Origin of the sequence: Paenibacillus sp. JJ-223, from assembly GCF_927798175.1 — a bacterium.
GTDB lineage: Bacteria > Bacillota > Bacilli > Paenibacillales > Paenibacillaceae > Paenibacillus > Paenibacillus hubeiensis.
The window spans coordinates 69,958-84,027 of the sequence record NZ_CAKMMP010000013.1 but is presented as its reverse complement, the minus strand read 5'-3'; the positions used below and the strand labels follow the sequence as shown (position 1 = coordinate 84,027).

The following is a 14,070-nucleotide window of genomic DNA, read 5'->3' as shown; positions in this document are numbered from 1 at the left end:
GGAAATGGCCATTTCCTCATCCCCGAACTTATATACGAATGATTTTATCAGAAAGGTGAATGCAATGTCGATTCGCTTATCACTGCGCCAATGTTGTTTTGCAATGCTGCTTTCCATGACGATGATCCTTTTGTCGGCCTGCGCCGACGGCGAGGCTCATTTGAACGTCAATCTGGACGGTTCCTCCGACCTGACCCTGAAGCTTGGGGTAACCGACTCCGCGCTTGGAAAGATCGGACAGGACAATTTGCTGCCCCTGCTCGGAGATGCACTGAAACGGAACGGTTTCACCACCGAAGTCACTACCGGAGAGGAACGCAGCCAGTTAACGGCCAAGGCCCATTACGAGAGCAAAGGCTCGACCGACTTTGACCTGTCGAACCTGCCTGCCGGAATTCAGATTGACCATTCCGTAACGCCCGGCTTCTTCTTTAACAGCTATCATATCTCCGCGGTTGCTGACCCCATGGAATCCATGCCAGACGGAGAAATCAAGGATCAGATCAGCAAAGTGCCCGAATTTCTGAGAAAGCTATTGCTGAAAGACGTCAACTTCGATTTCAAGTTAACCCTGCCGATCAAAGCCAAGGATTCCAATGCCGATGAAGTCGAAGATCGGGGCAAGACACTGGTCTGGCACGTCGATCCCCTTGGAACGAATACACTGGACATGACCGTGCAGGTCCCGAACATCCGCAATATCATCATCATCACCGCCATCGGCTTGGCTCTGATCGCAGGACTGCTCACGTGGTGGCTGGTTCGACGCAAACGAAACAAGGGCCGGCATCAAAGCTAGGTTAACCGAAAAATGCACGAGAATGACAGCATTCGATTTGCGACTTGCCAAACGTTGTAAGGAATAGTAGAATACACCCGTACTGTGTGAACGGTCAATCGATGAAGGAATCGTTAAAAAGAGGTGAACCTTTTTCATGAACATCCGGGAATGCCCATTGCCTGGCATTGGAGTAAAGTATCAATTCTCCACCAAAAGCGGCAACCAGCTGGTCATCATCAAACATGAAGACGGACGACGCGAATTGTTTGCAGTCGATCCGGACGACCAGGACGAGCTTACTCTCATCGCGGAATTGGAGGACGACGAATGCGTAACGCTCTCCGGGCTTATCGGAGGCTGGTCCTAAATCCACGATGATCGCATCCTGAGGATGCTGCCGGACAATGTCCCTTTATCCAAACGATATGCAAGATCCGTTGGGCAATGCAGCCCGTATGCGGCGCTAGTCCTGACTTCCAAACCGTCATTCTGCATGCCGGACTGACCACGCAAAAACCAAGCCGATCTCCTCAGCGATCGGCTTGGTTTTTGATTGCGCAGATATGCATATGTGCCTTAAAGCTGTTCTGCATCTATGTCATACATCCCGCCGGGTTTGGGAAGCATTTCTTCCTCAGACGGACGTTTCAAGGACTGGTCTTCCGCAACAAGGATATGGAGTTCGGGTGCATGCGACTCCAATTTTTGCTTTTGCTCAGGCAAAGCAGCTTGCCGTCGATCTGCTTCAGATTCCTTGGCACCTATTGAAACGGATTCCGTTTCGCAGTGGTCGTCGGACCTTCGCTCCAATTCCAGCGTGAATTGAAATTCGGCTCCTTTGTTGGTTTCGCTCTGCACGCCGATGGCGCCGCCCATCAATTCCACCAGCTTTTTGCTGATCGCAAGCCCGAGTCCGGTTCCTCCGTATTTCCGGTTAATGGCCGGATCCAGCTGCGAAAAGGATTGGAACAACTGGTGCTGTTTGTCCAGCGGAATGCCGATGCCCGTGTCCTTGACCTTAAAGACAAGCCGTGCCTTGCTTCCATCCGAGCCATTACCATGCAGATCTACGCTCACTTGAATGTTACCTCGATCCGTAAATTTGACGGCATTGCCGAGCAGGTTGATCAGCACTTGTTTAATGCGCGTCTCGTCACCGAACATGGCATCCGGAACGTCCTCCCCGATCTCATAACCGATGGCGACTTTCTTTTCGGCCGCCTTGGGAGTGAACAGATTCACGACGCCCCGAAGCATCGCTCGAATGTCGACAACGTCGTGGATCAGCTCCATCCGACCTGCCTCGATTTTGCTGAAATCAAGAATTTCGTTAAGAATGTGCAGCAAAGATTCCCCGCTCTGGATCATAATATCCACATAGCCTTGCTGCTCCTCATTCATTTCCGTGTCTTTCAATAGATGGGCCATGCCCATAATTCCGTTAAGCGGTGTTCGAAGCTCATGGCTCATCACGGCCAGGAACTCCGATTTAGCCCGGTCTGCATGCTCGGCCGCTTCCTTGGCGCGAATAATCTCGTTCACCGACGTCATGTCGCGAAAAACGAGCACGCCTCCGCGAACTTTTCCTTGGTCCATAATCGGCTTCAACTGGAATTCAGCCAGGAAACTGGACCCGTCCTGCCTCCAAAATATCGCCTCCGACCGAGGCAGGCTCCGGCCGTTCTTCACGGCCTGCAAGATCGGGTTGGAGCGTGCCGAATACGGAATGCCCGCGCTTTGCATCTGCAGCATAATTTCCTCAAGCGGTCTGCCGTTCAGCGTTGAGGGGCAAAATTCCATCATTTGAACCGCGGCCGGATTCGCAAAAATCAAATGCCCATCCTGATCCAGGCCGATGACCCCTTCAGACATCGCATTCAGGATCAACGCCCGTTCATAGCTCAAATTTTCGATTTCTTCCACATACCGCTTGGATTCGGTAATGTCACTGGTAATGCCGTATACGCCGACCACCCTGTTTTCCATCACAATCGGCAAGTTGATCACGCTCGCTTCAATCCGGTGGCCATCCTTGTGAATCAAGCCGATTTCATAGCGCTGGGCCTTTCCCTTTACGGTCTCTTCAAAATGGTATTTCGTCTTGTCCAGGTCAGCGGGGTCGATCAGTTGTTCGAAAGAGCTCATCAATAATTCCTCGCGGGTATGGCCTGTCAATTGTTCCTGCCCCATATTGGCTTTGAGCAGTTTGCCATCCAAGTCCAATGAGGCGACGCCAAGCGGATTGCAGTCGAACAAGGAGCGATATTCTTCCAGACTGAGCTGTTGTTGTTTGCTCGCCGTAATATCCCGAGTCACCGCTATAATTTCCTTCAGCTCCCCGTTTGAACCGTAGACGTAATGGGTGATGGTCTCCGCCCAAATACAGCTTCCGTTTTTTCGGACAAGGCGATACGTGATCCGTTCGGGAACCAGGCCTTGAATTTGCGCATTAAGATACGTTTGCACAAGCGATATATCCTCCGGATGAATGCAGAACATGCCAGGCATGCCCACCATCTCTTCAGGTTCATATCCGAGCATATGGCGACAGGCTGGCGATACGTATTTGAAGGTCCGCTGTGCATCGGCTTGATGAATGGCAATGAGGTCTGGCGAAACCTCCGTGAGCATACGGGAGATTCGGCCGCTCTCTTCTAGCTGCCCACGTTGTTCGCACATTCGCTTCTCCGCCTCCTTCTGCTTGGTGATATCTACAGCCTGCACAAGCAAATAAAGCGGTTTGCCGGATGTTTCATCTTTGACGATGCAGGCACGAACCGTCGCCCATACCAAGCTTCCGTTTTTTCGGATCAATCGCAGTTCCGTTTCAAACATTTGCGTGAGTCCGTTCGCCATGTCCCAGCATTCGCAGCGAAAGCGCTCCATGTCGACATCTTCAGAAAACAACAGATCAGTAACCGGAGTATCCGTCAACTCCGCTTCCTCATATCCAAGCATTTGACAGAATGCGGGATTCAATTGAAGCCACAGTCCATTCACATGTGATGCCACAGCAATGCCGATGGGTGCATGCGTATATAACTGCTCAAAGAGCGAACGGTTTTCGCTAATCGAATTCGACATTGCTCATCCCCCTTCTTTCCGAATCGGTTTTTCCGTAATCAACTGTCAGGATCAAACATAACATCATCTATAGAATATTATATTTCGATTCGTCCGCGTACGCCTACGTTCGTTTTCCCTTAATCAAAGCCTTTATACGGTTTCGATTTTAACATTTTCATTCGCAAGCATTCACCTGTATTCGCAGAGATCGTGATTTATTTGTGATTTTTTTAAACGTATTTATATCACCTGAACCAAATAGAAGGAGTTCTAAATAATGAGTTTATCATTAGAAGAAGATTAAATCTCTTCTAATTTATAAGTATGTGGTAATCACGTTGCCTGTATAAAATCAATGTGGTAACATAAAAATAGAAATAAGGAGAGGCGCTACCCTCTCCCTGGACAACAAAGTGCCTCACGGCGCGCATCTGTTACGATGAACAGCAAAACCCACCGAAGGCGGTCAACCTTTTAGCGGTGGGTTTTGTGCTTGTTACGCCTTTTGCGGTTCCATCGGTACAGCTTACGAACACTGAACCATAGGCTCAGCAGCGTAGCGATTACTTTCAAAAACCAGTAAAGCGCAACAATTACAGTCATGGCGTCACCTCCTTTACAGAAGGCTGCGCCGTGACCCCCACCTGTTGTCCATTGAAAATTATACCAAAGAGTGCCCCGGTCATAAAGACCAGGGCACCTTTTTATATGTCCGCGCTGATAATCTCTTCTATTTTAATGAAGCTGTAGTCTTCTTCCCCTCAGACAAGTTTGATACGCCTGCTTGGCTTGTCGATCGATGCGACAACTCCCCGCAATACTTCATCATCAAATGGGCTGAATACGGTCAATGTGACGGATCGGCATTCCTTGTATGATTCCATGATCGCTTCCTCAATCAGCTGCACTTCTTGTTCATCAAGAACCGGCTTTCCGCGACGTTCTTGTTCCCTCTTTTCTTTCAAGTATGCATCCCTAAATTCCGGCAGTATCAGGCGGGATGATTCGAATAATCCGTTATCGATCAATTTCTTTGCCATCGTTTCATTCCCTCCTTAATATTCCGTCCAATAGCTTAAATCGGTTGGTCTCGCCGGCGGCGGTACTTTCGGAAGCTTAGGCTTCTCGGTCTCACGTTCCCAGCCTTCCACTATGACGATGTTTTCCGTGTCCGACTTGTTGTCCCATGATATGTAGTTCGCAGCAACTAGACCGTCCAGAGCTGCCATGATATCAGCCTTGCTCCTTCCAGTCTTTACGGTCAGCTCCTGAAGCGTGGGGAATCTTCGCCGCACGTTGCTGTAGTTATACAAGATCCTCAACACTTTCCGTTCGTAATCGTTCAGCATGAAATAGCCCTCCTTACGCGGTTTTGATGGGATGCCATGCCAGCAGCCCCGATTCACGGAATGTACGCGGCTGGCCAGAAAGTAAATCATCTGCCTTGATCAGCCCGGACCGGATGCTTTTAACCTGAATACGGCGTTTTGTAATCTTTCCAGACTGATCTTGGTAAATTATTTCAACCAACCATCCTAAGTATTTAACTGGCATGTTCATCCCTCCAATAAGAACGTTTGTTTGTATTATATGCGAATATACGTTCGTTATTCAACAGAAAAAATACCCAGTCAAATGACTAGGCATCATCTATTTAGCACTCATGGGAGAAGAGTCTATCCTTTATTTTTGCCTGATAAATAGACCATTATTCATCTAAGAAGTCCATAACTTACCGCCTCATTCTCGGATAAACAAACGCTATAATGGCATTGAGGTGTTTTTTATGTTTATTTCTCCAATGCTTTTAGAAACATCACCGGTCCCCTTCTCTCATTCGAACTATATTTTTGAACCAAAGGTCGATGGGCATCGGTTAATTTTTTCGCAGCAGTCCGGAGACATCCGGTTATATACGCGTCATAACAATGACTGCACACGGCAATATCCCGAGTTGTTGATCCCATTTGACGATGACATCAGCTTAGACGGAGAGGTTGCTTGCACCGATCCGGAGACAGGCTTAGATGACTTCGAGGCAGTCATGAGCCGATTCAGTACTCGACAGCATTCCAAGGTGCTGCAGCTCACCAAGACACTTCCGGTCACATATGCCATTTTCGATATCCTCCAGTATAAAGGTAGCGACCTTCGCAGCTTGCCGCTGATAGAGCGCAAAGCGATCCTTCACGGCCTAAAGCTGCCGGCCAGCAGTTTCGGGATTGTCCCTAATATAGAAGGCGCAGGAGAGGCGTTGTTCGCCCAAATAGAGGCTATGGGAATGGAAGGGGTAGTCGGCAAGCGGAAGGACAGCCAGTACGTCAGCAGGCGGTCCAGAGACTGGCAAAAGGTCATTAACTGGTCCTATGCCGAAGTATTTATCACCGGATACAAAAAATCGGAGTTCGGCTGGCTTGCCGCCGTTCCCGATCCGTCTGGAAAGCTCCGGCCAGCAGGAATTATTGAGCACGGACCGAATCAAAAGCATAAGCAGGCATTCCGCGGTGTATGCCGACAGCTTGTGACTGGAGAGGACAAGAATCACGTTTACCTGGAGCCGCGTATACAAGCTCGGGTAAAAATGAGAAACTGGACAAAGTCGGGCTTGTTGCGAACGCCGGTGTTTGAACAGTTTATCGTGTGATTAAAGATTTGCAGGAGGTGCATTCATATGTGTGGTAGGTTTACGATCATAGACCCCATAGAGGAAATCATGGACCGTTACATGGCGGCCATAACCGATGGATTTGAGTACAAGCCAAACTACAATGCAGCACCCATGCAATACATTCCGACGATCATAGGGAGCAGCAACGGTAATAGGTTGGGTTACCTTCGCTGGGGCCTCGTACCGTCCTGGGCCGATGATCAAAAAATTGGAAACAAGATGATCAATGCTCGAGCTGAGACACTTGCAGAAAAGCCGGCTTTCAGACGCCTGATTAGTTCCAAACGGTGCATTGTTCCATGCTCAGGTTTCTATGAGTGGAAAAAGGTTGGATCCGGAAAGCAGCCAATGCGTATCCTGATGAAAGACGAATCGATTTTCTCGCTTGCCGGCCTCTATGATACCTGGACAGATCCGGACGGGAACAAGCTGAGCACATGCGCTATTATTACAACCGAACCGAACAGCCTTATGGCGGACATCCACAACCGCATGCCGGTTATCTTGCGTCCAGAGGATGAGTCAGAGTGGCTAAACAAGGATTCAGATAAAGATAGCGTCTTGGGGCTTCTCAGGCCGTATCCTGCCGATGAAATGCGTGCATACAAGGTGGATTTTGCAGTAGGGAATGTGCGGAATAATAACGGGGAATTGATCAAAGAGGTCGGTTAATATCATTAAGTTGCTCTATTGGCTTATGCCAGTGGAGTTTTTTTATTTATAAGATTATTATATAATTTATATGGATTGAGATTCTTGATCATAGGGGGAAATGATGCTCAAGGATGTAAACGGATATTTTGAAATGGTAATAGCGGGGGCCGTAGTACTTGCATTCCTTCTTGGTGGATTGTTTTCATGGGTTTTGGTTGTTAGAACCATTTACTTTAAAATCACAAAACAGTTTTCAAAAACAAGATCATGCGATACCTGTGGTAAGCGAATATCTAGCTCTGCTTTAATTTGCCCTAGTTGTGGTCAGCATTACCCAGAAGGTGCGACCAGTCCTTCTGCCTTAATTGTAGGTGGGGTATTTGGAGGTGTTATGTTCTCTTACGCAGGCTTGAAAGGAATAGAAATTTTTATTGAAGAATTTTTGAATAAGTAGTGTAGCAAGCGGGTTATACATGAACCTAAGATACTGCAGCGACAAAGAATTCTACACCTGTTTGCAATACTCGATATGTATTTAAAATTCCACATTCTAACATTTTTACAGGAAAATATTCCTGTTTCTGATAGACTACACTGGATTAACTACATAACCGGAGGAATGGAATGTTTGATAATATGGCGTATTACTCAGTTTTGGTTATCGCCGGTCTCATCACAGCCTGTTTATTCATATTTGGTTTGGTATGTCTAATTGCATTTTTTCTCAATATCTTTAGATTGATCATGGGGCGATTTAATCGGAAGCTAGAACGATGTCACTCCTGTGGCAACACTATTTCAACATCAGCAATCGTTTGCCCTCATTGCGGACATCACTACGGTAAATCTAAAGGGGCACTCAATACTATTCTCGGTTCATTATTTGGTGCAATATTGTGTACTGGTGGGGGATTCGTAGCATTAGCAGAACTTGTAAATCTGTTTAATGATAAGTAATAAGATAAAAAGGAGCCCCTCAGCTTCTGCAGAATTCAGTGAAGGATGACCTTGGTATTAAATAATAGAGCTAAAGGCTTACGGGTCGCCTTCTCTTTACATATTAGCTCTAAGACAGTTTAAACCGGAGGAATATCATGGAGATATTGACTTTAATAATCGGAATTGCCGCCCTAATCATAAGCGTGATTGCACTAGTAAAGACTATTCGGAAATAAAAATATAAAGGGACCCTCAGTCATATTATGTTGAAGTGGTCCCTTTTACTTGCACCCTAAACTCAAACTTATCTCTAAAATACCTACTCCCCGCAATTTTTACGGATACATTACTGTAAGCTTCGACTACCCCACCATAGTCCATAATCTCCTCTCGATCCTGTAGAACTATCCAAACGGATACACGAGTCTGGGATAAAGCTGCGACAAAAAAGTCTGTGTCTGTTTCTAATTTACGATATGTATTATTCATATACTCTTGGGCCACCTAACATATAAAGATATCTCCAATATTACAATCAGTATAACAAATCCCACTATTTTACACAAAACTATATACAAATAACGATAAAATATGGTATATTTATCCATGGTCGGCCGACCATAATTTATCTCTCCATATTTCAAATAAGCATCTATCCAGAGTCCTTATTTCATTGATTCTAGTATATTTGGGAGGTTTGAATATGAAAAGATTAAAAAAATTCTCTTTATCTGTTATGGCAACGGCATGTTTGATGGCTTTCGGGTCAAGTTCTGCTTTTGCAGCAACGGGTTGGGCAGATACTCCTGAAACCGCGGAAGTAATGTATACAAGTATTAGTCCAACTTCTGGATTCAGCGCTACACAGTATTTAGACAGCATGAGTGATAATGATTATTATCTTGTGGACAATACAAATGGATCTTCTGTAATCACATTTGGCGTCATTGCTACCCCTCCACCTAATTTCGATATTGTTATGATTGTTTATAAAATGAATGCAAGCGGTGGAATAGAGTTCATTAAAACGGATAACTGGAATGGGCCTGGATACGCCGAGGCAATTGGTATGAGTGCTAAACCTGGTGAGAAGGTTTACTTTAGAATCATGGATAACGGTATTAACAACTACAACCAACCTTACACAATTCAATTTACAAAATATTGATCACAGCAAGGTATAAGGCTTCCCCTGAATTTTCAGGGGAAGTTTTTTCACAATCATTTTGTCCTAGTCCTGCGTCCATTGTCCGTATGCATCGGCAAGCATATGTCCTCTATAGGTCTTCACATTTCCACATCAAACATTTGTATAGAAAAATATACCTATGTCTGATAGACTATATCCTGTTGTTAATTATTACTATATCAGGAGGAAGAAGATTGAAAAAGCCTATTTATAAAAAATGGTGGTTTTGGCTTGTTGTTGTGATTGTGGTAGGTGGTATCTTTGGTAGCCAAAACGGTAAAACAGGTGAAACGACTGCTCCTGCAACTAAGACAGCCACCCAAAAAGAAACTGAAGTTAAAGCTTCTATTGAAACTAAACCAACTGAGACTGAGACAGATTCACAAAACGTTTCATCTGAAGATTATACAGCGGATAATGCTTATACTTGGTTGAAAGATTCCGGTTTAATTTCAAGTGAAGCTAAAGATGTAACAGAAAAATTCAAGGGATCTGAAGGCTTAGTAAAAGCATTAAGATCAGATGAAGCGGACATTATCGAATTTGAAAAAGATGAAAATGCAGCAAAGTACCATAATCCAAATTTGAATTCATATGCAGTTAAAAATATCTATATATTGATTAAAAAAGGCCAAGATAATGCTGATAATTTTGTGAAAATATTAGAATCAGGTAAAGCCTTAACGGTAGAAACACTCTATGCTTCTGATGAGCAAAAGAAAGTCGCGGAATTAATAGAAAGTGATGCTGATTTCTTACCAACAGTTGAAGCATATTTTGAGTTACAAAAGGACCAAAAATCATCCACATGGGATACCTTTATGGCTAAGAAGATTGTAACTTGGTCAGGAACCATTGCTGATTTAGATGCGATCGGAGATAGCCTTGTTGTGTATGGCGGTGAAAACTATAACGGGGAAGATTGGCTAACCATAAGTACGGAAAAGAAAGACATGATGCCATATACATTCATTGTTGAATTAAAAAATAAAACTGTGAAAGACGGCTTGAAAAAGGGTAATCAAGTGAAGTTGAAAGCATCGCTTGATTCTCGCGGTGATAAAGAATTGCAATTCAACTGGAAGTTGTATGAAGGAGAAGTAGTAGAGTGAAATCTTAAGCCAGTTAACGAGACATTGATGTTTTTGTTCGCCTTTTTACTTCTATCTCATGAAAATTATTTAAAATAATTTTACTATATTTGAAAGTTGGTGTGCTACATAATGCGAATCATAGGATCAAAGAGCAGGTATAAGAAAAAACGGGATAGTATAAACAATGGTCTCAATGCTCGCACACGAAGAGTAGTAAAAAGGGCAAAGTTTAAACATAATTTCATCCTTCCAACAATAGACGAAGGAGAATATCTTAATGAAATTACACTCAAAAAGGATCTGGAACCTTATGTATTTGGAATCAAACTAGCGATCAATGTTGTGATTGAAGCATTTTTAATTCCTCCCGAAATTGAAATAACAAAAATCAGAAGCTCGCGCTTAGTTTCCCAAACTCTAATTATAAAAATTATTAACGACTTACGCACACTTTTGATTATAGGAACTAAAGGTTATCCAATTCAAGCTGCTACTATTGCTTCTTCACTATATGAAACATCTTACATGTTAGGATTATTAGGAGACGACGACGAATTATCAGACAGATGGATAGAACACTCTGATCCAGCATCGATGAGCAATGTAATAGAAAGCATTAATAAAATGACAAAGAAAACAATAAAGAAACAGACCTCCGATCTAGATATCGATTACGATCCGATAAGCAAGGCTGAGTATAAAAAATATCAACAACTTTGTATGGCAAAGCATAGTAATCCATTAATACAGAAACATATTGGAATATTTTTCGAAAACAACAGTTTTATTGGAGAATTTGGGCCTGACAAAACACAATATGCACTTCGTTTGATTTGCTTTTCACTTGAAAATTCAATTGGCTTTGTAATGTCTGGTTTAGTAAATTATGTTAATGATCATTTGCGTGAATTCGACACAAGGCAATTTGTTAGTTTGTATAACAAAACTGCTGACCATTATAAAAAACTCAGGCTTTATTCATTAAACAAATGGGGGTCAGAATCTATAAGTGATACTGACTAGCGATCAATAAACAATGTTCTTTCTAATGCTAGCCTGGAAGAACATTGTTTATTGATATGTCCATAATCAGCACTTGCTGCAAGCCCTGTAAATTCAAGTCGCCAGGGCTTGTTTAAACTGTTACCATTTCATTGGGTCAAAGCGATCATTTAATATTTTTGGCAGCTTTGCTCTGTTAGCAAAGGCCCTATATTTAACTATCCTATAGAAATATATCAGAAAGGTCCAAGATGTTTTTTTACAACAAGGCCGCTTCGTTTATAAGTGTTTTTTTCTTATCTTTTCTTTGCGATAAGAGACAACCAACAAACGCCAGAAGTCGTAACTGCCGGTGGTGTCCGAAATGTATTCCTTGTAGTATTCATAGGCCGTCTTCGCCCATTCGGGGCATTCCATATTGGCCTTAGCTTTCTCCGCTTGAATCCACTTTGATTGGGCAGCCACGGTGGCCTTCAGCTCGTCCATCTGTTTCTTTTCATCTGCTGTCATCGGTAATTCCTCCCCATAGTAATCAATCAGGTATTTCGTTGGCTCAACGACTCCCGCTTCCGTGGCCGTGTAACCAAATTGTGGACTCGCTGCCTTACGGACCTCGTAATGCAGGTGTGCACCGCTGCTGATGCCGGTACTGCCCTGCTTACCGATCAAATCGCCCTGTTTGACCTTTTGGCCAACCTTGACGGCAGCCGAGGATAGATGCGCGTAAACGTGCAGACAACCCTTGTCATCTTTGATGGCCACGACAATACCATAATTTCCGAAGCCGGATCCGGACACGCCCATTTTGGCGTGCATGACCTCGCCGCCGACAAATGCATGAATGGGGCCTTCTGCAGGAGTTACAACCAGGTCGATACCCCGATGGAATTTCTTCACCCCTGACACCGGATGTGTCCGCATACCAAACGGGCTGGTGATCCGGTATCCCTCAAATGGATTGTTCATTTCCTTCTCCTTCCCGTATCTCGCCTTCAGGTCAGCCAACGATCCATTGAACTCGTTGAGATCCACCGCCCCGCTGATACCCGACACCTTGCCGACATCGCTGTATTGCCAGATGGTCCACGACTTCCATGCAGGCTGATCGTCCGGAACCTTTGAGTTGCTATAACGTGCGATCCACAAATCATATCCAGACAATCCCACGTCAAAATTGCTTGCGAACGAATTCCCTGTGTAAATGATAGGTTTACGCCCCGTGAGGCGTTCCAACTCGGTCAAGAAGGCTTTGGCCACAACATTGATCTGCGCCTTGGTCAAGTTACCTGGGTTGTTCTCGTAGTCCATAACAGGCGGCAGCTGCAGGGCTTTTGCTCCCCCGATCGCCTCGAGGGATTTTGCATAATGAGCAGCCTCGGCTTTGGCTCCGTCGGTCGATGTGGCCCGGAAAAAGTGATACGTTCCGACAAGCATGCCCGCCGCCAGCGCACCTTTCACGTTGGTTTGGAAGTTTGGATCGGTGTACGTTTGGCCCTCGGTCGCCTTGATGAACACAAATGTCATACCGCTTGCCTTCACCTTGGCCCAGTCGATGCTGCCTTGGTATCGCGAAACATCGATGCCTTGGACATTGCCACTTTTACGTGCTTGCACCTGTACCGCCCCCTTTATCGTTGTCATTGCCGCCCTTGCCTTTCAAGACCTCAATTGCCTGCTTGATCACAGAAGGGACAGGAGCTCCTAATTTCCCGCCATTTTCAGTGATCGACAATAACTCATTAGCTATATAGAAAAAAGCGACAGTATCACGGAATAGATGGCCATCACCAAGAACGCCATCAACCAAGTGCCCTACGGCTACCATCGTAAAAATAAATGCCTTACGTGCAATTCCAACAAGGCCGATTTTGCTTTTCAATTTGCCTTCAACGGCTGCCGCCGCGATCCCGGTCACGTAATCGAGGATGACAAATACAAGAAGCACGCCAAGCACTCCGGACCAGCCCCCGAAAAGATATGATATTGCACCGCCCCCAAGGGCCAAAAGCCATTTTCCTACTGTTTCCAATGTGTTTCCCCCGTCTCTTTTTTTATGTGAAAAAGCCCCCTGACCACTCCAGAGGGCATAAAGAATGATTATTGCTCGTAACCCAGCGCTGTCAGATCGGCGTTGACATCCTCCCGGATGTTTGCCGGAACCTGTTCAATCGTCCGGCGGCCGGCCACGATCAAAGATACATAAATCGTTACGAATACCTGCATTAGCTGCTCACCTCCTTTCAGAAACAAAAACAGAAACAAAAAGAGCCGAACCAGGATATTAAGCATCCGGTCCAGCTCCTAACTGCATTTCGTATAAAGCCGCTATGGCTTCCTTGTTCTCAATGTCCGCCAGTTTCAATGTCTCTACTTCCTTGCTAAGTGCTGGGCGCGGCTCTTGCGGCGCCTCTGGATCAGGGTAAATAAATAAAGGTTCCATCGTTTCCAGATTGATCCGTGTAATGACGCCACCCTCAGCGTAATCCGCTGCATACGCGCCGTATTCCAGTTGCAGCATACCCACACTTTCTGGCACCCGCTCTGCCAAGAAAGCATACGCAGCAAAGTCCTGTTCTTGCGTGGTTTCGACGACATCGCCGGATCGCTCACCCGTGTTTAAGATGACGTTACCGGTTGCCCTGTCGTAATAAATTTTTGCGCCGATATCCATGAAAAT

Annotated in this window: 18 protein-coding genes; 9 read left to right on the top strand and 9 right to left on the bottom strand. The window is 45.1% G+C overall.

What is annotated here, in order from left to right; genetic code table 11:
- Positions 1 to 64 precede the first annotated feature (64 nt).
- Both L6H98_RS21690 and L6H98_RS21685 read left to right on the top strand, forming a co-directional pair.
- Positions 65 to 799, top strand: a complete 735-nt coding sequence (locus tag L6H98_RS21690; RefSeq protein ID WP_236419232.1) for an LPXTG cell wall anchor domain-containing protein — start codon at positions 65 to 67, stop codon at positions 797 to 799.
- Positions 800 to 935: 136 nt separating this feature from the next.
- A complete protein-coding gene (locus L6H98_RS21685) occupies positions 936 to 1,148 on the top strand; it encodes a hypothetical protein (protein WP_236419223.1) in 213 nt (70 codons plus the stop codon).
- 209 nt (positions 1,149 to 1,357) lie between these two features.
- Here the strand turns inward: L6H98_RS21685 and L6H98_RS21680 are convergent, their stop codons facing one another.
- From L6H98_RS21680 to L6H98_RS21665, 5 genes are all read right to left on the bottom strand, one after another.
- Positions 1,358 to 3,865 carry a PAS domain S-box protein gene (locus L6H98_RS21680; protein WP_236419210.1) on the bottom strand — a complete coding sequence of 836 codons (2,508 nt, stop codon included), beginning with the start codon at positions 3,863 to 3,865 and terminating at the stop codon, positions 1,358 to 1,360.
- Positions 3,866 to 4,321: 456 nt separating this feature from the next.
- Positions 4,322 to 4,450, bottom strand: coding sequence for a hypothetical protein (locus tag L6H98_RS31280; protein ID WP_290371474.1), 129 nt, complete (start codon positions 4,448 to 4,450; stop codon positions 4,322 to 4,324).
- Between the two features lie 158 nt (positions 4,451 to 4,608).
- Positions 4,609 to 4,887 (bottom strand): YolD-like family protein, encoded by a 279-nt coding sequence (locus L6H98_RS21675; protein WP_236419208.1) that lies wholly within the window; start codon positions 4,885 to 4,887, stop codon positions 4,609 to 4,611.
- Positions 4,888 to 4,902: 15 nt separating this feature from the next.
- The gene (locus L6H98_RS21670; protein ID WP_236419205.1) at positions 4,903 to 5,196 is read right to left on the bottom strand and encodes a helix-turn-helix domain-containing protein; all 294 of its coding nucleotides are present in this window, start codon (positions 5,194 to 5,196) and stop codon (positions 4,903 to 4,905) included.
- A gap of 13 nt (positions 5,197 to 5,209) precedes the next feature.
- Complete coding sequence (locus tag L6H98_RS21665) at positions 5,210 to 5,401, bottom strand: hypothetical protein (protein ID WP_236419191.1); 192 nt, start codon at positions 5,399 to 5,401, stop codon at positions 5,210 to 5,212.
- 232 nt (positions 5,402 to 5,633) lie between these two features.
- Here L6H98_RS21665 and L6H98_RS21660 point away from each other — a divergent pair, with 232 nt between their 5' ends.
- From L6H98_RS21660 to L6H98_RS21625, 7 genes are all read left to right on the top strand, one after another.
- Positions 5,634 to 6,491 carry an ATP-dependent DNA ligase gene (locus tag L6H98_RS21660; protein WP_236419175.1) on the top strand — a complete coding sequence of 286 codons (858 nt, stop codon included), beginning with the start codon at positions 5,634 to 5,636 and terminating at the stop codon, positions 6,489 to 6,491.
- 27 nt (positions 6,492 to 6,518) lie between these two features.
- The gene (locus L6H98_RS21655) at positions 6,519 to 7,187 is read left to right on the top strand and encodes an SOS response-associated peptidase (RefSeq protein WP_236419173.1); all 669 of its coding nucleotides are present in this window, start codon (positions 6,519 to 6,521) and stop codon (positions 7,185 to 7,187) included.
- A gap of 100 nt (positions 7,188 to 7,287) precedes the next feature.
- Positions 7,288 to 7,623, top strand: coding sequence for a zinc ribbon domain-containing protein (locus L6H98_RS21650; RefSeq protein WP_236419159.1), 336 nt, complete (start codon positions 7,288 to 7,290; stop codon positions 7,621 to 7,623).
- Positions 7,624 to 7,793: 170 nt separating this feature from the next.
- Positions 7,794 to 8,126: a zinc ribbon domain-containing protein gene (locus L6H98_RS21645; RefSeq protein WP_236419123.1), complete on the top strand. Its 333-nt coding sequence runs from the start codon at positions 7,794 to 7,796 to the stop codon at positions 8,124 to 8,126.
- A gap of 685 nt (positions 8,127 to 8,811) precedes the next feature.
- Positions 8,812 to 9,276 carry a hypothetical protein gene (locus L6H98_RS21635; protein ID WP_236419103.1) on the top strand — a complete coding sequence of 155 codons (465 nt, stop codon included), beginning with the start codon at positions 8,812 to 8,814 and terminating at the stop codon, positions 9,274 to 9,276.
- Between the two features lie 215 nt (positions 9,277 to 9,491).
- Positions 9,492 to 10,409, top strand: a complete 918-nt coding sequence (locus tag L6H98_RS21630; RefSeq protein ID WP_236419100.1) for a hypothetical protein — start codon at positions 9,492 to 9,494, stop codon at positions 10,407 to 10,409.
- Between the two features lie 111 nt (positions 10,410 to 10,520).
- Positions 10,521 to 11,414: a hypothetical protein gene (locus L6H98_RS21625; protein ID WP_236419097.1), complete on the top strand. Its 894-nt coding sequence runs from the start codon at positions 10,521 to 10,523 to the stop codon at positions 11,412 to 11,414.
- A 258-nt stretch (positions 11,415 to 11,672) separates the two neighbouring features.
- Here L6H98_RS21625 and L6H98_RS31430 read toward each other — a convergent pair whose 3' ends face one another.
- The 4 genes from L6H98_RS31430 to L6H98_RS21605 form a co-directional block, all read right to left on the bottom strand.
- Positions 11,673 to 13,007 (bottom strand): GH25 family lysozyme, encoded by a 1,335-nt coding sequence (locus tag L6H98_RS31430; protein ID WP_356723902.1) that lies wholly within the window; start codon positions 13,005 to 13,007, stop codon positions 11,673 to 11,675.
- Positions 12,994 to 13,422 carry a phage holin family protein gene (locus L6H98_RS21610; protein ID WP_236419094.1) on the bottom strand — a complete coding sequence of 143 codons (429 nt, stop codon included), beginning with the start codon at positions 13,420 to 13,422 and terminating at the stop codon, positions 12,994 to 12,996. The genes L6H98_RS31430 and L6H98_RS21610 overlap by 14 nt, the downstream gene beginning before the upstream one ends.
- A gap of 68 nt (positions 13,423 to 13,490) precedes the next feature.
- Positions 13,491 to 13,616, bottom strand: a complete 126-nt coding sequence (locus L6H98_RS31220; protein ID WP_253074919.1) for a CD1375 family protein — start codon at positions 13,614 to 13,616, stop codon at positions 13,491 to 13,493.
- A gap of 58 nt (positions 13,617 to 13,674) precedes the next feature.
- Positions 13,675 to 14,064 carry a hypothetical protein gene (locus L6H98_RS21605; RefSeq protein ID WP_236419084.1) on the bottom strand — a complete coding sequence of 130 codons (390 nt, stop codon included), beginning with the start codon at positions 14,062 to 14,064 and terminating at the stop codon, positions 13,675 to 13,677.
- Positions 14,065 to 14,070 lie beyond the last annotated feature (6 nt).

What these genes read in the sequence shown, in the direction of transcription:
- L6H98_RS21655 (WP_236419173.1), top strand. Translation starts at nt 6,519, where the DNA reads ATGTGTGGTAGGTTTACGATCATAGACCCCATAGAGGAAATCATGGAC.
- L6H98_RS21650 (WP_236419159.1), top strand. Translation starts at nt 7,288, where the DNA reads ATGATGCTCAAGGATGTAAACGGATATTTTGAAATGGTAATAGCGGGG.
- L6H98_RS21645 (WP_236419123.1), top strand. Translation starts at nt 7,794, where the DNA reads ATGTTTGATAATATGGCGTATTACTCAGTTTTGGTTATCGCCGGTCTC.
- L6H98_RS21635 (WP_236419103.1), top strand. Translation starts at nt 8,812, where the DNA reads ATGAAAAGATTAAAAAAATTCTCTTTATCTGTTATGGCAACGGCATGT.
- L6H98_RS21660 (WP_236419175.1), top strand. Translation starts at nt 5,634, where the DNA reads ATGTTTATTTCTCCAATGCTTTTAGAAACATCACCGGTCCCCTTCTCT.
- L6H98_RS31280 (WP_290371474.1), bottom strand. Translation starts at nt 4,450, where the DNA reads ATGACTGTAATTGTTGCGCTTTACTGGTTTTTGAAAGTAATCGCTACG.
- L6H98_RS21605 (WP_236419084.1), bottom strand. Translation starts at nt 14,064, where the DNA reads ATGGATATCGGCGCAAAAATTTATTACGACAGGGCAACCGGTAACGTC.
- L6H98_RS21625 (WP_236419097.1), top strand. Translation starts at nt 10,521, where the DNA reads ATGCGAATCATAGGATCAAAGAGCAGGTATAAGAAAAAACGGGATAGT.
- L6H98_RS21690 (WP_236419232.1), top strand. Translation starts at nt 65, where the DNA reads ATGTCGATTCGCTTATCACTGCGCCAATGTTGTTTTGCAATGCTGCTT.
- L6H98_RS21670 (WP_236419205.1), bottom strand. Translation starts at nt 5,196, where the DNA reads ATGCTGAACGATTACGAACGGAAAGTGTTGAGGATCTTGTATAACTAC.
- L6H98_RS21675 (WP_236419208.1), bottom strand. Translation starts at nt 4,887, where the DNA reads ATGGCAAAGAAATTGATCGATAACGGATTATTCGAATCATCCCGCCTG.
- L6H98_RS31220 (WP_253074919.1), bottom strand. Translation starts at nt 13,616, where the DNA reads ATGCAGGTATTCGTAACGATTTATGTATCTTTGATCGTGGCCGGCCGC.
- L6H98_RS21685 (WP_236419223.1), top strand. Translation starts at nt 936, where the DNA reads ATGAACATCCGGGAATGCCCATTGCCTGGCATTGGAGTAAAGTATCAA.
- L6H98_RS21680 (WP_236419210.1), bottom strand. Translation starts at nt 3,865, where the DNA reads ATGTCGAATTCGATTAGCGAAAACCGTTCGCTCTTTGAGCAGTTATAT.
- L6H98_RS21665 (WP_236419191.1), bottom strand. Translation starts at nt 5,401, where the DNA reads ATGCCAGTTAAATACTTAGGATGGTTGGTTGAAATAATTTACCAAGAT.